The organism is Streptomyces hokutonensis (assembly GCF_000376565.1).
Taxonomy (GTDB): domain Bacteria; phylum Actinomycetota; class Actinomycetes; order Streptomycetales; family Streptomycetaceae; genus Streptomyces; species Streptomyces hokutonensis.
Window position 1 is genome coordinate 1 of record NZ_BARG01000124.1, and the last position, 22,300, is coordinate 22,300.

Sequence of the window (22,300 nt, forward strand, 5' to 3'; positions counted from 1 at the left end):
CCCCGGCCATCAGCCGGGCCGTTTCGGCGCCGATGCCACCGGTCGAACCGGTGATGAGGGCGACCTTGTCGGAGAGTTCCATGCTGGGTCCTTCCAGGTTTTCCGGCCGCTGAACGCGGCCCGACTGGGTTACCTGACCCACAATTACGCGCAAAAAATGGGTTGTCCAATCCAGAATCTGCTAGCGTTGTCGGTCATGAGCACCGAGACGCGACGGCCCGCGGAGAAGAAGCTGACCCGCAAGGGGCAGGAGACCCGGCGTCGGATCGTGGCCGCGGCGGCACAGTTGATGTACGAGCGGGGCGTCACCGAGGCGACGCTGGAAGACGTCCGGGCCGCCGCCGGCGTGAGCGGCTCGCAGATCTACCACTACTTCGCCGACAAACAGGCGCTGCTCCTGGCCGTGATCGAGCACCAGACCGAGGCCGTTCTGGGCATGCAGGAGTCGCTCTTCGCCGACCTCGACAGCATGGCGGGCCTACGGCGGTGGCGGGACGCCCTGGTCGAGTACCAGCGGCGGCTGCAGTGCCGTGGCGGCTGCCCGATCGGATCGCTGGGCAGCGAGGTCGCCGAGACAAATCCCGAGGCCCGGCTCGCGGTGGCTTCCGGATTCCTGCGCTGGGAAACGGCCATCCGCGACGGGCTGCGGGCCATGCATGCGCGAGGTGAGCTGGACGGCGACCCTGACGACCTCGCACTGGCCACCCTGGCGGCACTTCAGGGGGGTCTCCTGCTCACTCAGATCCAGCGTGAGGTCAGACCGTTGGAGGTGGCGTTGGACTCGATGCTCGATCACATCGAGTCGAGGGTGAAGCGGCCCTGACGGCCGCTGCTGTCCGTGTGGCCGCCGTGCGCCCGCGAGGTACCGCGTGTCATCCCTCGCGCCGAGCTGGTACCTCTGTGCCTGGCTGATGGGGAGAGCGTGGGTCGGGACCTCCTGGGTGGGTCGGGGCGGAGGGGTGTCAGCCATGTGGTCCGGACGCGCGTTCTGTCCGCCGGGGACCTTCCTCCTCCCGCTCCCAAGATCGACGGGCGCCCGGTAATCCTGTCGAAACCCTGTCATCCCTCAAGCGGCTGTTGCCCCTTCCTGTCGACCGTCACTACGGTGCTCATGGAGATTTCACAGGGAAATCCGATGGAAGGGTCTGTCATGCCCCTGCCAGAGCCCCAGACTGCACCGTTTCCGGCTGCGACTGCTTCCCGAACTGCTCCACCTGGCCCCTGATCAGGCCCCCGCTCCGGCCGACCGCGCCTCGCTTGACGCCGCCTTGAAGACAAGATCCCCGCCTTTCCCGCGGCTCAGCCCCATTCGGCCGGGCTTGTCACTGCGTCGCGTGCCACGACATTGGCTGGACCTTCCAGGCCACAGCCCACTCAAGTACCCACACTGCCATCGCACTTCGGCCCGCGACGCGCCCGATACGGGGACAGCCCCCGGCCGCCATGAGCCACCACTTGACCGGCGCCCAGCCGGCTCTCACCCCCCACCAGCCTTCGGGCCGGCCCCGCCCGGAGCGGAAAGAGACATCCATGAACTCCACGGACAGCGAGCCTCTCGACTACCTCGTGATCGGCGGCGGCCCCGCGGGCCTCCAGCTCGGGCAGTTACTCCAGGCGGCCGGACACGGCTACCGGATCCTGGAAAGTGGCCGAGCACCCGGCACCTTCTTCCGTACGTTCCCCCGCCACCGCAAGCTGATCTCCATCAACAAGATTTACAACGGCACCGACGATCCCGAGCTGAATCTCCGGATGGACTGGAACTCCCTGCTGTCCCCGGACGACCGGATGCTGTTCACCCGCTACAGCAAGCGTTACTTCCCGCACGCCGACGATCTGGTGCGTTATCTCGCCGACTTCGCCGAGGCGTTCAAGCTGGACATCGCCTACGACACCCGGGCGGAGCGGATCCGGCGTCACGACGCCGGTTTCACCGTCACCGACCAGCACGGGCAGGAGCATCACGCCCGACGCCTCGTGATGGCCACCGGGCTCACCCGGCCCAACACCCCGGACATTCCCGGGATCGAGACCGCCGAGGACTACTCCGTCGTCTCCGTGGACCCCGAGGACTTCACCGACCGGCGCGTTCTGATCATCGGCAAGGGCAATTCCGCCCTGGAGACCGCTGACAACCTTGTCGAGACAGCCGCGGTCATCCATGTTGCCGGCCCGCACTCCATCCGCATGGCCTGGAACAGCCACTACGTCGGTCATCTCCGCGCGGTCAACAACAACTTCCTCGACACCTACCAACTCAAGTCGCAGAACGCCCTGTTGGACGGAAACGTGCTCTCCGTGGAGAAGGGCCCCGGCGACGGCATGTACCGCGTCCGCTTCAGCTTCTCCCGGGCCGACGAGGTCGTGAAGGAGCTGCGCTACGACCGGGTGATCGTCTGTACCGGATTCCGCTTCGACGCCTCGATGTTCGCCCCGGAGTGTCGTCCCGCCCTGGTCATCGACGACCGCTTCGCCGAACTCTCCACGGCGTACGAGTCGGTGAACGTGCCCGGCCTCTACTTCGCCGGAACGCTCATGCAGCAGCGCGACTTCAAGAAGTCCACCGGTGGCTTCATCCACGGTTTCCGGTACGCCGTACGCGCCCTGAGCCGCATCCTCGACGAACGCCATCACGAACGGCCCTGGCCGCACCGGCAGTTGGAGAGCAGCCCGGCCGCGCTGGCGGACGCCGTGGTGGCCCGGGTCAACCGCAGCTCGGCGCTCTGGCAACAGTTCGGTGTGATCGGGGACTTGATCGTCACGGCGCCCGGCGAACCGGCCGGTTACCACGAGGAGGTGCCGGTCGCGTACGCCCACGAAAGCCAACTCACCGCGAGCGGCGACTCCTTCACCGTCACGCTGGAGTACGGCCCCGACCACGACAAGGTCGACCCCTTCGACATCACCGTGCGCCGTACCGCCCAGAACTCGGTCGACGACGCCTTCGACGCGGCGTACCTCCACCCGGTGATCCGCCACCACGGTGGCGGCGGACTCCTCGGCGTCCATCACATGGCCGAGAACCTGGAGAACCACTGGGACAGCCCGGAGGCTCACCACGCCCCGCTGGCCGCGTTCTTCGCCCGCGAGCTGGGCCGCCGGTCGGCTCCGGCCGGGCGGTGAGTGGCGTGCAGTACACCGTCCACGACTTCGAACTCGCCGCGCGCGCCCAACTCGACCCCGTGTACGCCGACTTCATCGCGGGCGGCGCCCGCGACGAGATCACCGTACGGGCCAACGAGGCGGCGTTCGCACGCCTGCAACTGCTGCCCCGGGTGCTGCGGGGAAGTGCCGAACGAGAGCTGGGCATCACCCTGCTCGGCAGCCGGGCGAGCATGCCGGTGCTGCTGTCCCCGACCGCCTTCCACAAACTGGTCGATCCGGAGGGGGAGTTGGCGACGGCTCGGGCCGCGGCGGCGGCCGGGGCCATCATGATCGTGGCCATGGCGTCCACGGTGGCGGTGGGAGAGATCGCCGACGCGGCCCGCGCGGCGGGTGACGACGTATCGCTGTGGTTCCAGCTCTACATCCAGCCGGACCTGGACATCACCGAGACGCTGGTGAAGCGGGCCACGGACGCCGGGTGCACCGCGCTGGTGGTCACCGTGGACTCCCCGGTGCTGGGCGCGGGCGAACGCAACCGGCGTAACGGCTTCAACGACCTGCCGCCCGGCCTGCGTTGCGAGAACCTCGTCGACCTGCGCGACGGCGAGCGCGGCCACGTACGCCAGATCGCCATGTCCCCGGAGCTGAACTGGGACCACGTCGACTGGCTGCGCCGGACCACCTCCCTGCCGATCCTGCTCAAGGGCGTACTGCATCCCGAGGACGCCCGGATCGCCGTACAGCACGGCGTCGACGGGCTGCTGCTGTCCAACCACGGCGGCCGTCAACTCGACACCGTGCCAGCCACGTTGGAGCTGCTGCCCGAGATCCTCGCGGCCGTCGCGGGCCGCATCCCGGTCGTGCTGGACGGCGGGATCCGGCGCGGCACCGATGCCGTCAAGGCGCTGGCGCTCGGCGCGTCCGCCGTGGGCATCGGCCGGCCCGTGATGTGGGCGCTGGCCGAGGGCGGCGAGAAGGGCGTACGGCGGCTGCTGGAGCTGCTGCGCGACGAACTCGACGACACCCTGGCCCTGTGCGGGGCGTCCGGGCTCGCCGACCTGACGCCAGATCTGGTCCGCGTGCCTACGTGGGGGCCCGCGCCGGGCCCCGCCGTGGCTCCGGGGGCGGACCGACGATTCGGCGGGGTGGTCGCGTGAGTCCCACCGGATGGTTGGTCACCGGCGCGGTGGTGGTCCTGGTCGCCGGTCTGCCGTACTGGCTGCCCAGAATCGTCGTCGCGCTGCGGGTTCGGATCTTCGCCTGGGTGGGCGGCGAGGAGGGGGTCCGGGCTCCGGGCCGCGAGGTGCCCGCCGAGGAGTTCAAGAAGGTGTACGGGCATCCGGCGGCGAACGGCCGCAGCCGGGGCGCCGCGCTGTCCGATCTGTTCTGGTACTGGCTCTCGCCCGGCCCGGAGGTGCACCAGGAGCACCTGGAGCCCGGCCCGCGCTACGACGACGTGGCCCGGACCACGCGGCAGATACTCGCCGGGCTGTCCAGAGAGCAGTGGACGGAGCTGGTCGGCCGCTGCACCCGCCGGGTGCTCGACGAACTCGACGGCCACGCGCGCGTGCACCGGGTCAGACTGCGCGACCTGATGATGCCCGTCTGGGCCGAGGTCTACTACGAGGTGGTCTTCCGGGAACCCTGCCCGCGCCACGTCCGGGACCTGATCACCGGCAACGCGGACGACGTGGTGAGTGCCCTGAAGTGCACCCGCCTCAGGCACATGGACCGGCGGGCCCGACTCACGGACTATCTGCGGACCCGGTTGGCGCACGACCCCCCGCCCGTGCCGCTGCCGTCCTCGCTCACCGCGTCGGAGCAGGCGTACTACCTGCAGGGCACGTTCTTCAACACCGCCGTGGTGCAGATGTCGGAGGCGATGGCCCATCTGCTGCTCGCCCTCGCCACACACCGGCCGGTCCAGGAACGCCTGTTGGCCGGCGAGGAGGACCCGGACTTCCTGGACCGGGTCATCAACGAGACGTTGCAGCACTTTCCGCTGTTCGGAGTGGCCCACCGGATCACCTCCGGAGAGATCTCCCGGGACGGGCGGGACCCCATTCCGACCGGCTCCGTCCTGTTGTTCAACTACCCCGAGTACCAGGGGTCCGGAGGAGACCGGTTCGACCCGGACCGCTGGCTGGAGCCCGACACCAGGCCGTCCGCGTTCATCCCGTTCGGGGTAACTGCCAACCGGCCTTGCCCGGCACGGGGTTTCGCCGTCCTCACCATGCGGGTCGCGGCCGAGGAGGTCCTGCGCCGCTTCCGGCTCGACTCCTCGGTGGAACACACCCGTTCGCTGCCCAGTCGCGGTCCCTGCCTGCTGATCCCGCGCGCCGGGGCCGCGGTCCGCAGGCGATCCCGGCTCGTTGTGATGCGCCTCGCCGATCGCTGGGCTGCCGTCCCCCGCAGCGTCACCCAACTCGTCCTCGGCAGCTACATGGTGTGGGACGCCCGACGCCAGGGCCTGTGCCGGAACTACTTCGCCACGCCCGCCGGCGGCGCCACCGCCGCCTCTGCCACCGTCGGACGTTGAGAGGAGCGCGACCATGACTCCCGTGGAGCTCGCTCCCGCCTTCTTCCTGGCCGTCGTCGTCGTTTTGCTGACGTGCCGTCTGGTCTCACTGGTGGCCGGCCGTTTAGGTCAGCCGCCCGTGGTCGGCGAGATGATCGCCGGGGTGATGCTGGGCCCGTCGCTGTTCGGACTGGTCGCCCCGGGCATTTCCGCCGACGTCTTCCCACCTGAGCTGAAGCCGGTGCTGTACGTGGCCGGCCAGATCGGCCTGGTGACCCTGATGTTCGCCGCAGGCTACGAGTTCAGGGCCCACGCAGGGCGCGGCCTGGCGGGCACTGCCGTCGCGGTCTCCTCGGCCGGCGTGGGGATTCCGCTGGTGCTGGGCGTGGGGTTGACCCTCGTGGCCCATGGCCATGTCGGCATCTTCGTCGGCGGGGTCTCGGTCTGGGTGACGGCCGCGTTCGTCGGTGTCGCCCTGGCGATCACCGCCTTCCCGATGCTGGCCCGGATCATCACCGAACGGGGGCTGGCCGGTTCCCGGTTCGGCTCGCTCGCCCTCGCGTCCGGGGCCACCGACGACGCGGTCGCCTGGATCATGCTCGCCGGGGTGCTGAGCGTGGCCTCCGGCAAGGTGGAGCCCGTCCTGAAGGCCGTCGGCGGCTCCGTACTGTTCGTGGCCGTACTGTTCCTGCTGGGACGCCGCCTGCTGGCCTGGATCGTGACCCGGCCCGGGCTGGGCGCCGACACCAGGATCCTGTTCACCGTCGCCATGCTGTTCTGCGCCGCCTGGTTCACCGACATCATCGGCCTGTACTCCGTGTTCGGGGCGTTCTGCATCGGGATGGCCATGCCACGCGGCGAGGCGTCCGAACGCCTGGTGCGGACCGTCCAGTCCGTGACCCAGGTCGTGTTCGTACCGATGTTCTTCACCTACTCCGGCCTGAATACCCGATTCGACGTGTTCGCCGATCCGTCCGTGACGGCGTTCGGGGCCGCTGCGGTCGTCCTGGCCGTGGTCGGCAAGTTCGGCGGCTGCTGGGCCGCCGCCCGGCTGCGCGGAGAACCCGCTTCGGTGGCCGTCCGGGTCGGTGCCCTCATGAACGCCCGGGGGCTCATGCAACTGATCGCCCTCAACATCGGGTTGGCGGCCGGCATCGTCAGCGAGGAGCTGTTCGCAGCGCTGGTGCTCGTCGCCCTGGTCACCACGGTCATGACCGTTCCGGTGCTGAGCCTGCTGGACCGCCGGGACGCCAGGTCGCGGCCGGCCGAGGAGGCGCACGAGGGCGAGGAACCGGTGGCGACACTGAACTGACCGGGGGATGAGCGCAGTTGTTACGGAAGGCTGACGCAGCCGTCGAACCGCTCCCGTCCCACTCGCCTCATGGACAACTCTGGTCCCGCCCTCCACCGATCGGTGGTCGTGGCGAAGACCCGAGGAGTCGCGTATGAGCAGGCACACCAGGCGAAGGTCTCCGTTACAGGTCAGGCTGACCGTCGCCGGAGCGGGCATTCTCGCCGCCGTGGCAGGCGTGACGGCAGTGACCGTCGCCTCGGCGGACGAGCCGGCGCGCGGGCACAGCACAGCGGGCGGGACGAAGGCCGGTGCGGACCACGCGGTCTTCGTCCAGGGCAACGAACTCGACGGCAACACGATCCACGTCTTCAAGCGCGCACAGGACGGCAGCCTGAGCGCCGCGGGCACCTACGCGACCGGCGGCAAGGGCGGCGACCAGGTCGACGCGCCCACCGACTCGCTCGCCTCCCAGGGCTCGATCGTCTACGACAAACGGTCGAGGCTGCTGCTCGCCGTGAACGCGGGAAGTGGCACCGTGACGTCGTTCCGGGTCGAAGGACAGAAACTGATGAACCGTCAAGTGGTGAGTTCCGGCGGTGACTTCCCCTCCTCCATCGCGGTCTCGGGACGGCTCGCGTACGTCATGAACGCGGGTGGCGCGGGCAGCGTCCAGGGGTTCCGCCTCACCGCCAAGGGCCTGGCACCGCTGAACGACACGCACCGTTCGCTCGGACTGGACAACAAGAAGGTGCCGCTGTTCAGCAGCTCACCCGGCCAGGTCGCGTTCACCCCCGGCGGCCGTGAACTGGTCGTCACCACCAAGTCCACCAACACCCTCGAAGTCTTCCCGATGACGCGCGACGGTCGGCCCGCGCGGCGAGCGGTGGTCAACGACTCGGCCGGTGGCGTGCCGTTCGCGATCACCTTCGACAAGGCCGGCCGGATGCTGGTGGCCGAAGCCAAGGAGTCGACGGTCAGCTCTTACAACGTCCGCGCCGACGGCACCCTCAAGGTCGTCCAAAAGAGCCTGCCCAACGGCCAGGACACGCTGTGCTGGCTGGAGCGCGCGGGCGACTTCTTCTACGGCGGCAACACCGGAAACTCGACCGTCACCGGCTACCGCAGTGACCGCCACGGCAAGTTGGCGCTCACCAATGACGTCGGCGTCGCCACTCCGCCGTCGGCCAAGTCCCAGGGCGTCATCGACCTGGCGGTCACAGACGACGAGAAGTTCCTGTACGTGCAGAACGCGACCTCGGGCACTGTCGACGGCTTCCGCATCGGCCGGAACGGCGCGCTGACCAAGATCGGCACGACCACCGGACTGCCTCCCTTCGCCGAGTCCGGCATGGAGGGCATCACCGCGGTGTAATGAAGCGGCCACCGTGGGCACAGCACCCCGGACGTTCCTTGTCCGGGGTGCTGTGCCCTGTCCGCACGGCACGGCACCTCGGCGGCGAGGCGGTTGCTTAGAACCAGTCCTTCCGTGGATGGTCCCGAGCAACGTCGGCGTGAACAATGTCTGCCTGGGGACCCTCGTCCAGCAGTTCTTGGGCGGTAGGTCCGACAGCAGGCCCAGCACCAGCCGCCCGGCGCGCAAGCGGGGCTCTTACCGGGCGAATCGGCTCGTGATTCGGCCCATGGCCGCCTCGAACGAGATTCGGTGTTGGCCGCCCTCGCGGACCCATCGATGATCCGGCAGGTCAGCGAGCCGATCGCGTCGCTGGAGACAGCTGGCCGATGGCTCGCGATTCAAGCCGATCAGTGGGCAGCAGGTACTGCCTTCGCTTCGCCGTAGTCGACACCGATGACATGGTGTTGGGCAACGTCGCCGTGAGCATGGTGAACCGGCGCCATCGGACCGGCTGGGTGTCGTGCGGGACGGCACTGTCGGCCGGAGCCAGGGCGGTTGCGTCACGGGCCTGCCAGTAGCTGGTTGCTGGGTTTTCGACGAGGTCGGACTGTTCCGGTTGGAGTTGGGCCACCGGGTCAACCATCCGCCTTCCCGCCGAGTGGCCAGAGCCGCTGGCTTTGCCGTACAGGGTACCGAGCGGCAGAAACTGGAGTACGGAGGCGTTCGCTATGACATCGAGCGCCATGCGCGGTTGGCCACGGACCCGAAGCCGTCCTGGCCATGACGAGGACGCGTTCGGATCATTGTGAACAGGTCGGCTTTGGCCCGCGCCTGGGTTGAGCGGCATGAGTCGGCTGCGGTCGGCTCTGCGAGACATCCAGGAAGATCACCAGTGATGCGTCTGTGCCCCATACGAAGCAACTCGCAGCTGAGGGCGTCGTGTTGCGGGACTTCGACAACTCTGGCCAGGAGGGGCTGTAATCGGCGTTGCTGACGCCTACGAGCACCTCGTCAGCGCGAGCTTGGCAGTCATCTGCTCGAAGCCTGAAACGGGCCCGGCTCAGGCAAAGACGAGTGACCGGAATGCATTGCGGACCTGGGTGAGCGGCTCGCGGTCACGGGTGAAGTAGAGCTTGTTGGTGAGCAGAGCCGCCCAGCGGTCCTTGCCGGGGGAGATCCACATGCCCGTGCCTGTGAAGCCGTAGTGGACCCAGACGTCGTCGGTCTTGGGTGTGGTGCCCGGGGCCGGGTGCCAGAACAGGCCACGGGGCGGGGTGAGCTCACCTGTGTGGACCTGCAGGGATTCCTTGATCCAGGAGACGCCGAATCGGGGTGACTCGCTCACCTGGGCTGGGGCGAGAAGATAGCGCAGGAACGTGGCGAGGTCGTCGAGGACGGAGAAGGCGCCCGCGATACCGCAGACCCCGCCGAGCAAGCGGGCGGAGAAGTCGTGTGCGGACCCCTTGAGGTGGGTCTTCGTGTTGTCGTCGAGTTCGGTTGGTGCACAGCGGGCGGCTGCGTCGGCGGGCAACGGACCGAAGCGGGTCTGCGTCATGCCGAGGGGTTGCCACACGCGGTCGGCTGCGAGTACGTCGAGGCTCTGGCAGGCGAGGTACTCGGCGAGGTACCCCAGGATGAGGGCGGCGCGGTCGGTGTACTCCACGGCCTCGCCGGGCGGCCGGTGCAGGGCTTCGCGCAGGACGCCGTCTCGGACGTCCTGGGGATCGGTGCCGTAGAGGTTCCTGAGGTTGGCCCGGAGGGGGGCGCCGGCGGTGTGGGTGAGGAGGTGACGTGCGGTCACCTGACCCAAAGGACGTCCGCTCACCTCGGACCAGAAGTCGCCCAGCGGTGTGTCGAGTTGGAGCTTTCCGTCCTCGACGAGACAGCCGATGGTCGACCACACAGCGAGGATCTTGGTGAGGCTGGCAACGTCGAAGACGGTGTCGTGCCGCATCGGTTCGTCCGGCTGATCGGGATCCAGGACGCCTGCGGTGCCGCTGGCCATGATCCCGTGGCTGTTGCCCATCGCCCAGACAGCACCGGGGTAGACCCTGTCGCGGACCCCGTCGTGGAGGAGCTGGTGGATGGGGTCGGTGTCGAGGTCGAGCGCCATGGTCTCCCGATCGATCGTGGGCCGTGTGATGTCCCGTGGGTCAGCGTAGTGAGGCGCTGGTACGGATCTGACTGCGGCGCGGGCAAGTCAGATGAGCTGTTTGCCCAGGTCGGTGAGGGCGGCTGCAGTAGCGGTGAGGGGATAGCGAGCCGCGTTCGCGCGGCCTGCGGCCTGGAGTGCCGGGAGCAGGCCAGGTGTGGTGCGGAGCCGGGTGAGGTCATGAGCGAGGACCGTCGGGTTGGTGAAGTCGGTGCTGTGGCCACTCGCGGCAAGGACGTCGCTCAGTCCGGGGACGGGCTGGTAGATGACCGGCAGTCCGCAGGCTTGGGCTTCGAGGGCGACGAGCCCCATGGCTTCGAGCGTGGTCGACGGCATGACTAGGGCGTCGTGGTCGGCGAAGGTGTTCCACAGTTGCGGGCGGTTCAGCCAGCCGAGATACCGGACGTGGACCTTGAGCAGACGCAGGAGCGGGGTCAAGGTGCGGAACTGGTGGGGCGGTGCGGCGATGCTCAGTTCGACTGCCTCGATCGCGGGCAATGCGCGCAGGAGGGTCTCCATGCCCTTCTCGGAGGTGAGGCGACCGGCGTAGAGCAGGCGTAAATGTCCGGCTGGACGCCTCCCGGGACGCGGTGGCGGCTCGGTGAGCAGGTGGTCGGGGATGCCCCACGGGATGTTCGTGATCTTCCGTCGATTGGTGGTCGGTACGAGCTTCAGCAGTCGATCGGCCATGGCGCCGGTGGGGACGACGATGGTGTCGGCGGCGCGGGTGCTCTCCCGCAGGACTCGGAGTTGGTCGTTTCGGGCTTCGGCGAAGAGCAGGTCGGTGCCGTGGACGAGTGCGATGCGTGGGCGGGTGGGCAGCGCGCGGATCAGGGCCGGTGTGCCGCCGAAGGTGAGGTGCTGGAGGTGGAGCACATCGATGTCCGCCGGGTCGATGAGCTGGGACAAAGCCCTGCGCAGAGCGTTGACGTACAGGGCGAACGGCGGCCCGGACAGGCACTTGCCCGGCACGTCCATCAACTCCAGTCCCGCAGGCAGACGTGGTGGACGAGGCCGCGGGGCGAGCATGAAAGCGCGGGCAGGGAGGAGAGGGTTCTCGCCGGTATAGAGGTCGAGGAAGAGCTCGACACTTCCGCCGGCGCTGCCGAAGGGCAGGTCGAGGGCGGTCGCGATCAGCGGGCTCATGTCGTACCTCCGGCGAGCTCTTCGTAGAGGCGGGAGATGTCGATGCCTGCGGTCGCGGTGTATTTGAGGCCGTGCAGTTGGTAGCTGGCCGGTGTGCCGAGGCAGTGGAGGAAGACGAGCTTGCCGAAGGTCATCCGGGGACGGACCCGGACGGGTCTGGCGGCGCGGATCTCCAAGGTCCAGTGGATGGCGTGGCCTTGGTGACCGAGTGGGGCGGAGACGTGGACCCAGATGCCGAGCGCGCCGATGGTGCGGTCGCCGTTGAGGAACTGGGCGTACGTCTCTGATCCGGTTCGTTCGTGGGTGACGCCGAGGTAGAGCACCCCGGGCTCCAGGACCAGCCCGGACGCGGGGATGGTGGTCTCGGAGTACGGGGTGGGGGTCGCGGCGTCCAGGTCGGTGTCGCAGATGCGCAGGGTGTCGCCGAGGCGCCAGTCGTAGGCGTTGGGGGAGAGGCGGGCTGGTTCGTACGGCTCGATGGTGATCTCACCCGCGGCTCGGGCGGCGGCGATGCCGGGTCCGGTGAGGATCACGAGGCCACCGTCCGAAGTTTTGTCACGTCGCGCCAGTAGCCGGAGGGCTGCGGACCGTCTGCTGCCTGGTACTTGCCGCGGTACAGGGCGATCGGTCCGACGGAAGCGAAGAACATGATCTGTCCGATCCTCATGCCCGCATAGATGCGCAGGGGGCGGATCGGTGTGAGCATCAGGGTCCACTGGCCGTGGAAGCCGATGTCTCCGATGGGGGCGGTGATCTCGACGAACAGGCCGAGTCGCCCGACCGAGGAACGGCCGAACAGCAGCGGGACGAGAGTGTCGGAGCCGACCTCTTCGAGGGTGTGACCCAGGTACAACTCGCCGGGCTGGAGGACGTATCCGTCCGGGCCGATCGTGAACTCACCGGTGGGGTTGGGCTGATGGGCGTCCAGGACGTCGGCGGTGTAGGTGAGCAGAGTGGGGCCGAGTCGGACGTTGTAGCTGTTCGGGTTGACCTGGTCGGGGACGAAGGGGGCGATGCGGAGGCGGCCGTCCTGGGCGGCTGCGGTGATCTCGGGGCCCGTGAGAATCATCGAGTGCCTCCGTGGGCCGGCGCGGTAAGGACGTGCTTGACGGCTTGGCTGAGCAGCAGCCCTGCGGCGTGGGTGCGGCCGGCGAGGCAGGTGCCGGCGAGGTAGTCGGTGGTCAATACGCTGGTGATGCCGTCCGGTAGGGGATCCGGTGCGGTCACGAGTGGGCCGGCCTGTTCGGTGAGATGGGCCAGCAGGCCATCAAGGTTCTTGCGGAAGTCCTCCGGGATGTTCGCGTGGACCAGTTGGTTGTCGAAGGGCTCGATGGCGAGCAGGTCCCCCAGGGTGAGGGTGTCGCCGAGCGGGGCGGGACGCAGCACCGTTTCGTTGAGGATGACCGCGTCGATGCCGAGTCCTGTGCGAAGGCGTGCTGCGAGGTCGACGAGCAGGTCGTGGCGATCGGGAGTCCGGTGTCGATACGCCCCGGTCACGGGGCCGAGGACGGCGGTCAGTTGCCGCCTGAGTCTGCTGATCTTTGCTTCCAGCGGCGCTAGTTCGGCCGGGACACGGGCCGGAGCACGGTCCGAGAAGCGAGTGGTGGCGGCGCCCCAGCCTTGTCCGACGGGTGTGGCGATGGCGTATCCGTCGGCGAGTTCGCGGCCCTTGACGATGAGGGTGTCTCGGGCGCGGACAGGACCGTATTGGGCGCTGTGGCAGTGCCCGGCGAAGATCACGTCGAGGAAGGGGCAGGCGGCTGCCAGCTTGAGGTCCTCGTCGAAGCCGGAGTGGCTGAGCAGGATCCAGTCGTCGACTTCGTGGTGGTGGGTGCGCGTCACCTCGCGCAGGGCTTGGACGGGGTCGGTCACGCGGTGATCGGTCCGATGCTCGGCAGGGATGGCGTTGAACGCCTGCTGTCCGATCACGGCCGTGATCGCGACCTGTCGTCCTGCGATGCGGGTGGTGTGCAGGCGGCGGAAAAGCGCTTGGCCGGTGGCGTCGACGGCGTTGGCGCAGACGGTGAGTCGGTGCAGGTCGGGTTCGAAGTGGTGGGGCCAGCCGTGGTTGCCGGGTGCGAGTACGTCGTAGAGCTTGAGCAGGATGTCGCGTTCGACGGTGCCGTGGGCGAGGCGGTAGTAGCCGCTGCCCTCGAAGAAGTCTCCGCAGTCCACGACGAGTGACGTAGGGCGGAGGGCATGGAGATGGGCCAGGAAGGGAGCGGTGTTGTCGAAGGAGGAGTGCACGTCCGTGGTGGCCACGATCTGCCGCACGGTGCGATGACGCGTCATGGAGTGACCTCGCAGATGTCGGCACCGAGGGCGCGCAGCTTGCCGGGAAGGTCGGCGTGACCGCGGCGGAGCTGGTCGAGGCCGCCGACGGTGGTGACGCCTTGGGCGGTGAGGCCGGCGACCATGAGAGCGGAGCCGGTACGGATGTCGGTGGCCTCCACGCCTGTCCCAGTGAGCTGTTGGGGTCCGGTCAGGCGGCACTCGGTGGGGGAGAGCTCCTCGAAGTCGGCTCCGAGGCGGGCCAGTTGGGGCAGCAGGTTGCTGTGGCGGCCGGGGTTTATGGCGTCGGCGAACAGGTGGGTGCCGGGAAGGCTGAGGGCGAGTGCCATCAGGGGTGGTTCGAAGTCGGCGTCCAGCCCGCCGGGGCTGAGGGACGCGATGGCCCGCAGACCACGACTCGTCGGTCGCGCGTCTCGGGTACGGACGGAGAGAATGCCGGCGTCGGCGCCGGCAGGGATGCCCAGCCGTCGGAGGGCAGCGATGAGCGGGTTTACGTCCCTGCCGTGCACGCCCTCGATGCGGGCTGTACCGCGGGTCGCCGCGATCGCGCACGCCAGTGTGCCTGCCTCGATCTTGTCGCCGGGAACTTCCCAGGCGATGCCGTCGATCAGGCCCGAGGACGGTGGCGTGAGGGTGAGGAGGCGCTCGCTCGTCCGGGTTTCCCAGCCCACTGTCTCCAGGGCGTCGAGCACGCACAGGACCTCCGGGGAGAGGTTGGGCTCGCCCAGTCGTAACGGGCGGCTGGTCGTGACTGCCCGGAGTACGGCGGCCACGGTCGCCCCGCGCGAACGGAACGGCAACACCAGCGAGACGGTGCCGGTGCGCGGCGTGACGGCTTCGACGCGGTAGCCGGAGTCGTCGACTGCTGTGCGGTCGCCGAACGCCTCGTACACCGTGAAGTGCAGTTCCATTCCACGTGCGCCGATTCGACAGCCTCCCGGCCACGGCAGCCGGGCCTCCCCGTGTCGGGCCAGTAGGGCGGGCACCAGGTAGTAGGAGGCACGGATGTGGGCAGCTTGGGGAAGCTCGGCGTGCGTACGTCGGCTCTGGGTCGGCAGGATCACCACAGCGCTCGGCTCCCCTACAGGCTGCGCTACGTGCCAACCCGCCTGCTGCAGCAGCGCGAGCATGATCTGCACGTCTGTGTTGGCCGGGACGTTGGTCAGCCGCACCGGGCGACCGAGCGCTGCCGCGGCGGCCAGCAACGGCAGGGCGGCGTTCTTGGAGCCGTCGACGGTGACGGTGCCGGCGAGCGGAGGTCCGGGGCGTACAGCGATCACCTCTGCGGCCCGGGTTGGGGTGGAGGCGGTGGTTGTCACAGTCAACTCCTCTGCAGAGGAAGGGAGATGGCGTTTTTCTGGTTCGAGCCGGAGGACAGGTCGATCTCGGCCCAGCACCGCTTGCCCGTCGGCGTCGGCTCGGCGCCGTACCGGTCGGCCAGAGCTGCGACGAGGAACAGACCGCGGCCGTTCTCGCTGCACTCGTCCGGGAAACCGAGCTGGGGCAGCGCGGGGCTGGAGTCGCTGACCTCTACGCGTAGGACGGCTTCTACGAGCCGCACGGTCATCGAGATCTGGCCGGGGCCGGCGTGGCGGACCGCGTTGGTGACCAACTCGCTGATCAGCAGCTCGACGGTGTGCATCAGCTCGTCGTCCAGCTCCGCCTCCCAGCCTGTTATCGCGTTCATCGCCTGGTGCCGGACGGTGGTGACCGCGGTTGGTGTGGTGGGTACGGACAGGGTGAGCTGGTGCGCTGCCATGAGCGGCCTCCCGGGGTAGGTGCGGCCACATCACGCAACCAGCCGGTGGCGGTGGGTGGTTAGCCCAGGTGCCGGCGCTGCATCGGTTATGCAGGAGCTGCATGACGGTGAAGTGCGCCTGATCTACGCTCGGTTGGGCAGGCAGGATCGGCGACGGCGGAAGGGGCCGTGGCAGATGCCCGAAGGACATGGCGAAGCGAGACGGATCGGCGAAGTGATCCGTCAGGCACGGGTGTTACAGCGGCGCTCGCAGAAGGACGTCGCCGCCGTGCTGGGCTACCACCAGTCCAAGGTGAGCCGCCTGGAGAGCGGACGCGGCACGGAGGACATTCGCGTCCTGCGCGCTGTTGCTCAGGAACTCAAGATTCCGCCCCAGCAGTTGGGTCTTGCTGCGGCCCCTGATCCCTCTACCGCCGACCCCGAAACCGAAGACATGCACCGCCGCACTTTCCTTGCCGCGAGCATCGCCGCACTCGCGACCCCGGCCACTTCGGCCGCCGCCCACGACGACCTCGTACAAGCGCTCCTGCCGGGCCTGTACCCGGCGAGCACCGGCGCCCCCTTGGCCACGGCAGTACTCCGTGAGCAGGTCGGCGCGGCCCGCAGGCTCTTCTACACCTGCGACTACACGGAACTCGAACGCACCCTGCCCGGGCTGATCGCCAACCTGCGGCTCGCCTCCAGTGCCGCGACGGACAGCGACACGTTGTCCGCGCTTCTGGCCACCGCGTACCAGACCTCGACCAGCCTGCTGCTCAAACAGCACGACCAGGGCAACGCCTGGCTCGCGGTCGGCCGCGCGATGGCCGAGGCCGAACGCTCCGGCGACCCAGTGGTCCTCGCCTCCAGTGTCCGCGTGCAGGCCCACGTCCTGGCCCGCGAGAAGCACACCGCCCAGGCCGTCACCCTCGTCCGGCACACAGCCGACCAACTCGTCGGCTCCTACGACCGTCGCTCCCCCAAATACCTTGCCGCAGTGGGGCTGCTGTTGCTGCGCGGGGTGACCGCGGCCAGCGGCGGAGGCGACCGCGCGGCAACCGAGGAGTTTCTCGCCGAGGCCAAAGAAGTGGCCCGGTACGTCTCCCTCGACCGTCCCGACGCCTGGGCCAACTTCAGCCCCACCAACGTCGCCCTCCACGAGCTCAGCTCCCTGGTGGCCTTCGGCGACGCGGGCCTCGCCCTGCAAGCGGCCCGGCCCCTCATGCGCCGGCACATCCCCGTCCCCGAACGCCGAGCGGCCCTGTGGGTGGAGACGGCCCGCGCCTACAGCCAGCAGGGCCGCCTCTCCGACGGCTACCAGGCCCTGCGGATCGCCGAGACCTGCGCCGCCCAGGACGTCCGCCGCCCCGCCGTGCGCGACCTGGTCGCCGACATGGCCTCCCGCGACCGCCGTCGTACGCTGCCCGAACTGCACCACTTCAGCCGCCAACTGGGAGTCCCCGCGTGACCGAGCCGAACACCCCGGACAAGAAGCCCTTCCTGTACGTCGTCGTGTGCGCGTGCGGAATCGCCGGCGACGTCGGCAAGCTGATCACCGCAGCGCAGGAACGGCATTGGGACGTCGGTGTCGTCGCCACCCCGCAGGGCTTGGGCTTCCTCGATGTCGAGGCGATCGAGACCCAGACCGGCTACCCGATCCGCTCCGCCTGGCGCACGCCCGGCGAGGCCCGCCCTCTGCCACCCGCGGATGCGATCGCCGTTGTGCCGGCCACGTTCAACACGGTCAACAAATGGGCCGCTGGGATCTCCGACACTCTCGCCCTGGGCATCCTGTGCGAGGCGTACGGCATGGGTATCCCCACCGCCGTACTGCCGTACCTGAACGCGGCACAGTCCGCCCACCCCGCTTACCAGCAGAGCCTGGCACGGCTGCGGGGGATGGGAGTGCTGGTCGGTTCGTACGAACCACACAAGCCCAAAGCGGGCGGTGGCGCCGACCGCTTCCAGTGGGAGGAAGCGTTGGACCTCTTGGCCCCTGAGCCGTCGGCACGGACGTGATCGGCGGCGTTGCAGGCGTCATTGGTGCTGTCAGGCCAACTGGAACTCTGCGTGGGGTGTTGCCCGCGCCCATACGGCCTCGAAGGCCGACTCGCAGAGCTTCGTGACCGCAGGGTCGTCGGTGAGTTCCACCTGCATGTTCTCGCCTTCGCCGTCGAAGTGGTTGACGAGGACGAGGTTGGAGTCGAAGAGCCAGAAGTCCTTGCCCGGGAGTGCGAGGTCCGTGGCGTTTCGCCTGGAGAGCCAGCGGACGTGCTCCCCGGCGGCGATGTTGAGTCCGTCCGTCACGTTGTACTCGAAACGGATGTACTCGCTGACGGGAGTCGAGACGACGCGGGCCCGGCGGACCTTGACGCTTCGCGAGGTCGCCTCGGTGACGATGGCGTGCCAGTCGCTCCAGCGCTCGGCCGGGTCGAGCGTGATGCCGGCCTTCCAGTCGATGAAGGCCGGGTCCGACTTCATGTAGGCGTCGCGCATCTCAAGGTGGACGGCCGTCCGCTGGCAGTCGCGGAACAGCTCCTCAAACGTCGGGGTCCTCGTCAACCTTCTTCACCTCCAGGAAGAACTGCACGACGCACTGGCGGATCTTCGCTACCTACTCGTGGCCGGGGATGTCCATCTGCCCGAGGCGCTCGATGTCCTCCACCTTCAGCCCCTGCACGAGGTAGCTGTCCTTCTCCTCGTCGAGGTAGATGGTGGGGGAGCCGCCACTGGGACTCTCCGGGTCCTTACCGAGCTTGCGCAGGGCCATGATGTCCTCCTCGGATGCCGGTAACGATCTCTGTGCCAGAGCTTGCCCGTGGGTGCGCCGTGGAGCCAGGAACTTGCCGAAACTTGCCAGGCATACGGGAGTTGACCTTACGCGGTCGGCATCAGAGCGACGGGGAGTGGACCGGCGGCAGCAGCCTCAGGTGGCCATGTACGCGACTCTCGCGTCCACAGCCACTCAGGGGTGGGCCGGATTCGAGTGCTGTGCTCTCTTCCTTAAGCCCGTGGGGAGAGATGTCGTCCTAGGTTGGGTAGCGGCTGAAATCGCACGTCGATGGACGCGTGCGGATCGCTTTGGTGAATCACCAGTTGCGCTTTGCCTCGGTGGGTGACAACCGGGCAGCCCGTCGGCTGCGGGCCGTGGCGATGACCGGCACCGTCGCCCTGTGCGCGCCCCTGCCGAGAGCCGCTACGGCCTGCGCCCCAGCATGTTCATGACGGTCATGGTGAGCACTGTTTCGCCGTGCTGGTTGAGGACCTCGACCTGGGTGTGCACGATGCCCCGATCGGGCTTGGAACGGGAGATGCGGGTGTGGGTGATTGTGGCCCGCACGGAGAGGGTGTCACCTGGTCGCACTGGCCGCTGCCAGCGGAGTTCGTCGACACCGGGGGATGCGAGCGAGGCGACCTTGCTGAGGTAGTGGTCGGCGTACAGGCGCATCATGACGGCGGTGGTGTGCCAGCCGCTGGCGATCAGCCCCTGGAACGGTCCGGCCTGCGCCGCCACGGGATCGGTGTGGAAGCTCTGGGTGTCGAAGCGCCGGGCAAAGTCGAGGATGTCCTGTTCGGTGAGGGTGCTGCTGCCGAAGACGTGCACGGCGCCCGGCACGTAGTCCTCGAAGTAGCGGTCCTCGATGGGGTGGGTGAAGTTGTCGGTGGGGGCAGGGACGGTCGTCGGCATGGACGCCCTCTCACTCGGTTCCCCGCCGAACTCGGCGAGGCGTGGTGGACGATGGGGCGTACGGTAACGGACGGCTGCCGGCCCGAACGCACGGAATGATCCAGGATCGGCCAAGGCAGCCGTGCTGCCCTGAGCTGTCTGCTGGCCCGTCGCATGGTCACGGTCGAGGGGCCACCAACACATCAACGACATAGGTCTCGGCCACCAGTTCGTCAGGGAAATCCCCCCGCGGTCGCCTGCGCTCCTCGGTGAGGATGGCCCGGTTCGCAGTCTGGCCGAGAACCAGGAACGCCGAGCCGTTGCTGATGGCGAGGCGGGTGGCAAGGGTGTCGGTCCGATGCCAGCGGATCTGTCGGCGCACAACCAGCAGTCCGGTCAACTCCGCGAGCCGGATGGCCTCGCCGTCGTCGGGGCGCGCCGCGGAGCGAGCGGGAACCCCGCAGTGGTGTGTGATGCGTTCATGCTGGGCGCGGATCCATGGCACATCGAAGGCGGTGGTGTTCCATCAGATCGCGAGCACCCCGCCCGTGCGCAGGACCCGCAGGGCCTTCGGGACGGAGCGGCCGGTGTCGGTCCACTGCCAGGACTGCGCGTAGGTGACGAGGTCGTGCGAGGCATCGGCGAGTGGCAGGGCATTGCCGTCTCCTCGGAGGATCGGCACATCCGGGAGCACCCGGCGAAACTCGGCGGCCATCGCGTCACCAGGCTCGACGGCGACCACATCGGCACCCCGCTCCCGCAACAGGGAGGTCGCGATTCCGGTGCCCGCGCCGACGTCGGCGACGCGGGCACCTGCCAGGGGACGGCTCAGGGACTCCTCGACAAAGTCGAAAAGCGCGGGCGGATACGAAGGGCGGCTTGCCTCGTACTGAGCAGCGGCCGACAGGTCGTACGCCCCGTTTGCCTCGGTCGACGGGCGAACGTCCGGCGGCTTCCCCGCCTCCGGGGGCCTTTGTGATCGACCCGTCGATGGCGATCTGCTCCAGCACGAGACCGACGATTCGGTCGTAGGCGTTCAGGACGATCTCCCTGAGCTGGGCGAAGGCGCCGAGCCGGATCCACTCGTCGCGACGGCCTCGGATCGTGGTGGCTGAGCAGGTGGAATCGGCGATGGCTTGGTAGGAGCAGGCGAAACGCAGCACCTGCAGCAGTTTGTCGAAGACGATCCGGTCGCTGACCCGGCGGCGGTGGCAGCCCAGCGGGTGGGCCGGATCGTAGACCGGCCGCACCGGCAGCAGGGTCGCGAATTGGTCCCAAAGCGGTTAGGTCAGCCATGAGGGAAGCGCAGGCACAGGTTTCCCAGTGATCACAGAGCGCCGTCATGCAGTTCCATGAGGATGTCGGCGCGGGCGTAGTAGTCGGCCACGGGGAGACGGTCGCGGGTGATCCTGCCGAACCCAGCGTCCTCGTAGAGGTGAACGGCGGGGGCCAGCATGCTGTTCGTGCCGAGGAACAACCGGGTCCCATCGAGTGCCCGGGCGCGGTCGATCGCTGCGGCTATGAGTTGGCGGCCGATGCCGCGTCCTTGTGCGGCGGGAGCCACGGCCATCTTCGCCAACTCGAACACGGCGTCCGGATAGGCCAGAAGTGCGACGCACCCAACTACAGTGCCGCTGCCCGGCTCGCGCGCCATGAGTACGTCGCCGCCCGGGCCCACGATGCGGCCGAACGGATCTCCGAGCACGGCCAGGTCCTCTTCCTGCAGCGTGAACAGACGCGAGATCCACTCCTCGTTCAGCGCGTAGAACGCGTCTGCGTCACTCTGTGAGCCGATCGAGGAGATCATGGTTGGGGCAGAGGTGTGCGGCATGCGAAGGGTTCCCTTTCCGGTGTGGCTTTCCGTAGCCTCCGACTTCACTCACCCATGTGTCCAATACACACCTTGGCCTCTATCAATAAGCTCAAACTATGGATCAGCGAATCGAGCTCCGTCATCTGCGGTACTTTGTGGCTGTGGCTGAGGAACTGCACTTCGGCCGCGCCGCCCAGCGGCTGCACATCGCTCAGCCCGCCCTGTCCCAGCAGATCAGGCAGCTTGAGAAGATCGTCGGCGTCGAGCTGTTCCGGCGGACCTCTCGAAGTGTTCGACTCACAGAGGCGGGAGCGGCGTTCCAGCCAAGGGCCCGGAACCTTCTGGGCCGTCTGGCGGCCGACCTCGACGAGGCCGGGCGCGTCGGCCGAGGTGAGGCCGGGCGTCTGGACGTCGCCTTCATCACCTCCGCCACGGCGATCGTCAGCGAACACCTCCGTGCCTTCTCCTGCCGCCGCCCGGACGTCCAGGTCAAACTTCACGACGGTTTCACCACCGATGTCCTGGCGGCCCTGGAGCGGGGTACGGCCGACGTCGGGATCGTGCGGGACGCCGAGGAGCGCGACGCCATCGAACTTTCTCTACTGGCATCGGAACGGTTCGTCGCCGTCATCCCCACAGAGCACCCCGCCGCAAGGGGTGACCGCGTGGAAGCAGGGGCGCTGGCCGCTGACCCGCTGATCCTGTTCCCGCGTTCAGCAGGAACTCACGCGTTCGACTTGAACACGCAGCCGTTGAGAAACGCCGGCATCGACGTCCAGGTCGCGCAGGAGTGCTCGAACTGGCACACCATCATCATGTTCGTCGCGGCCGGCCTCGGCGTCAGCATCGCCCCCTACAGCGTCACGACGCTGCTCCCAGCAGGCGCCCGCAGGCTCGAACTCGACGGGCCTCCTACCGTGAGCCGGATCTTGATGGCCACCCGCCGAGGAGACGACCGTCCTCTTCTACAAGCCTTCATCGCAGCATCTGAGTCCAGACAGGCCATTGCCACGACCGGACGATGAGCGTGCGCTGACTTGGAGCGAGCACCTCCAAGCAAGGGCCAATCGAAGGCGTATCGTGCGCAGCCTCATCCGCCGTGCCTGGAGCACCCACCGCTGCAACAACAGCCCAAGCCGACGCCCCCGAAACCGCCCCTATCCGTGCAGCCTCCAAGTCACTCGGATACGGCTTGTGTTCACTCACCCGAACACATCACCA

General features: G+C 68.3%; 20 protein-coding genes and 3 pseudogenes. 9 read left to right on the forward strand and 14 right to left on the reverse strand.

The annotated features are described in order from the left end of the window. Positions 1-196 precede the first annotated feature (196 nt). The 6 genes from SSP08S_RS52535 (at position 197) to SSP08S_RS52560 (ending at position 8,289) form a co-directional block, all read left to right on the forward strand. On the forward strand, positions 197-823 hold the full coding sequence (locus SSP08S_RS52535) for a TetR/AcrR family transcriptional regulator (RefSeq protein WP_019075681.1): 627 nt from the start codon (positions 197-199) through the stop codon (positions 821-823). 707 nt (positions 824-1,530) lie between these two features. After that, on the forward strand, positions 1,531-3,123 hold the full coding sequence (locus SSP08S_RS52540; RefSeq protein WP_019075682.1) for an NAD(P)-binding domain-containing protein: 1,593 nt from the start codon (positions 1,531-1,533) through the stop codon (positions 3,121-3,123). A gap of 5 nt (positions 3,124-3,128) precedes the next feature. Next, positions 3,129-4,262 carry an alpha-hydroxy acid oxidase gene (locus tag SSP08S_RS52545; RefSeq protein ID WP_019075683.1) on the forward strand — a complete coding sequence of 378 codons (1,134 nt, stop codon included), beginning with the start codon at positions 3,129-3,131 and terminating at the stop codon, positions 4,260-4,262. After that, entirely contained in the window at positions 4,259-5,644 is a 1,386-nt protein-coding gene (locus SSP08S_RS52550) for a cytochrome P450 (RefSeq protein WP_019075684.1), read from the forward strand. Before SSP08S_RS52545 ends, SSP08S_RS52550 begins: the two co-directional genes overlap by 4 nt. A gap of 13 nt (positions 5,645-5,657) precedes the next feature. Next, a complete protein-coding gene (locus SSP08S_RS52555; protein ID WP_019075685.1) occupies positions 5,658-6,935 on the forward strand; it encodes a cation:proton antiporter in 1,278 nt (425 codons plus the stop codon). A 133-nt stretch (positions 6,936-7,068) separates the two neighbouring features. After that, complete coding sequence (locus tag SSP08S_RS52560) at positions 7,069-8,289, forward strand: lactonase family protein (RefSeq protein WP_158697349.1); 1,221 nt, start codon at positions 7,069-7,071, stop codon at positions 8,287-8,289. A 331-nt stretch (positions 8,290-8,620) separates the two neighbouring features. Here SSP08S_RS52560 and SSP08S_RS62305 read toward each other — a convergent pair whose 3' ends face one another. The 8 genes from SSP08S_RS62305 to SSP08S_RS52595 all read right to left on the reverse strand — a co-directional run bounded on the left by SSP08S_RS62305 (position 8,621) and on the right by SSP08S_RS52595 (position 15,620). Continuing rightward, positions 8,621-9,016, reverse strand: coding sequence for a hypothetical protein (locus tag SSP08S_RS62305; protein WP_158697350.1), 396 nt, complete (start codon positions 9,014-9,016; stop codon positions 8,621-8,623). Between the two features lie 315 nt (positions 9,017-9,331). Next, positions 9,332-10,384: a serine hydrolase domain-containing protein gene (locus tag SSP08S_RS52565; RefSeq protein ID WP_019075687.1), complete on the reverse strand. Its 1,053-nt coding sequence runs from the start codon at positions 10,382-10,384 to the stop codon at positions 9,332-9,334. An 87-nt stretch (positions 10,385-10,471) separates the two neighbouring features. Then, entirely contained in the window at positions 10,472-11,569 is a 1,098-nt protein-coding gene (locus tag SSP08S_RS52570) for a glycosyltransferase family 4 protein (protein WP_019075688.1), read from the reverse strand. Next, on the reverse strand, positions 11,566-12,102 hold the full coding sequence (locus SSP08S_RS52575; protein ID WP_019075689.1) for a dCTP deaminase: 537 nt from the start codon (positions 12,100-12,102) through the stop codon (positions 11,566-11,568). The genes SSP08S_RS52570 and SSP08S_RS52575 overlap by 4 nt, the downstream gene beginning before the upstream one ends. Further along, a complete protein-coding gene (gene dcd / locus SSP08S_RS52580; protein ID WP_019075690.1) occupies positions 12,099-12,638 on the reverse strand; it encodes a dCTP deaminase in 540 nt (179 codons plus the stop codon). Before dcd ends, SSP08S_RS52575 begins: the two co-directional genes overlap by 4 nt. Beyond that, positions 12,635-13,861 carry a metallophosphoesterase gene (locus SSP08S_RS52585; RefSeq protein WP_026179584.1) on the reverse strand — a complete coding sequence of 409 codons (1,227 nt, stop codon included), beginning with the start codon at positions 13,859-13,861 and terminating at the stop codon, positions 12,635-12,637. Before SSP08S_RS52585 ends, dcd begins: the two co-directional genes overlap by 4 nt. Then, positions 13,858-15,141: a carboxyvinyltransferase gene (locus SSP08S_RS52590; protein ID WP_026179585.1), complete on the reverse strand. Its 1,284-nt coding sequence runs from the start codon at positions 15,139-15,141 to the stop codon at positions 13,858-13,860. Before SSP08S_RS52590 ends, SSP08S_RS52585 begins: the two co-directional genes overlap by 4 nt. 41 nt (positions 15,142-15,182) lie before the next feature. Then, positions 15,183-15,620, reverse strand: a complete 438-nt coding sequence (locus SSP08S_RS52595) for an ATP-binding protein (protein ID WP_019075693.1) — start codon at positions 15,618-15,620, stop codon at positions 15,183-15,185. A gap of 175 nt (positions 15,621-15,795) precedes the next feature. Here SSP08S_RS52595 and SSP08S_RS57820 point away from each other — a divergent pair, with 175 nt between their 5' ends. Continuing rightward, on the forward strand, positions 15,796-17,067 hold the full coding sequence (locus SSP08S_RS57820; protein ID WP_026179586.1) for a helix-turn-helix domain-containing protein: 1,272 nt from the start codon (positions 15,796-15,798) through the stop codon (positions 17,065-17,067). Further along, positions 17,064-17,618: a flavoprotein gene (locus tag SSP08S_RS52605; RefSeq protein ID WP_019075696.1), complete on the forward strand. Its 555-nt coding sequence runs from the start codon at positions 17,064-17,066 to the stop codon at positions 17,616-17,618. The genes SSP08S_RS57820 and SSP08S_RS52605 overlap by 4 nt, the downstream gene beginning before the upstream one ends. 30 nt (positions 17,619-17,648) lie before the next feature. Here the strand turns inward: SSP08S_RS52605 and SSP08S_RS52610 are convergent, their stop codons facing one another. The 6 genes and pseudogenes from SSP08S_RS52610 to SSP08S_RS52630 form a co-directional block, all read right to left on the reverse strand. Beyond that, positions 17,649-18,161 carry a DUF6879 family protein gene (locus tag SSP08S_RS52610; protein ID WP_019075697.1) on the reverse strand — a complete coding sequence of 171 codons (513 nt, stop codon included), beginning with the start codon at positions 18,159-18,161 and terminating at the stop codon, positions 17,649-17,651. Further along, positions 18,139-18,369, reverse strand: a pseudogene (locus tag SSP08S_RS57825) (hypothetical protein). The gene SSP08S_RS52610 and the pseudogene SSP08S_RS57825 overlap by 23 nt, the downstream one beginning before the upstream one ends. A gap of 426 nt (positions 18,370-18,795) precedes the next feature. Next, a complete protein-coding gene (locus SSP08S_RS52620) occupies positions 18,796-19,287 on the reverse strand; it encodes a MaoC family dehydratase (RefSeq protein ID WP_019075699.1) in 492 nt (163 codons plus the stop codon). A 157-nt stretch (positions 19,288-19,444) separates the two neighbouring features. Beyond that, positions 19,445-20,173: pseudogene (locus tag SSP08S_RS57830) on the reverse strand (class I SAM-dependent methyltransferase). Continuing rightward, positions 20,142-20,525, reverse strand: a pseudogene (locus tag SSP08S_RS60485) (transposase family protein); the annotation flags it as partial. The pseudogenes SSP08S_RS57830 and SSP08S_RS60485, both read right to left, overlap by 32 nt. A 68-nt stretch (positions 20,526-20,593) precedes the next feature. Next, complete coding sequence (locus SSP08S_RS52630) at positions 20,594-21,097, reverse strand: GNAT family N-acetyltransferase (RefSeq protein WP_043260452.1); 504 nt, start codon at positions 21,095-21,097, stop codon at positions 20,594-20,596. Between the two features lie 98 nt (positions 21,098-21,195). Here SSP08S_RS52630 and SSP08S_RS52635 point away from each other — a divergent pair, with 98 nt between their 5' ends. Beyond that, positions 21,196-22,104, forward strand: coding sequence for a LysR family transcriptional regulator (locus SSP08S_RS52635; RefSeq protein ID WP_019075703.1), 909 nt, complete (start codon positions 21,196-21,198; stop codon positions 22,102-22,104). Positions 22,105-22,300 lie beyond the last annotated feature (196 nt).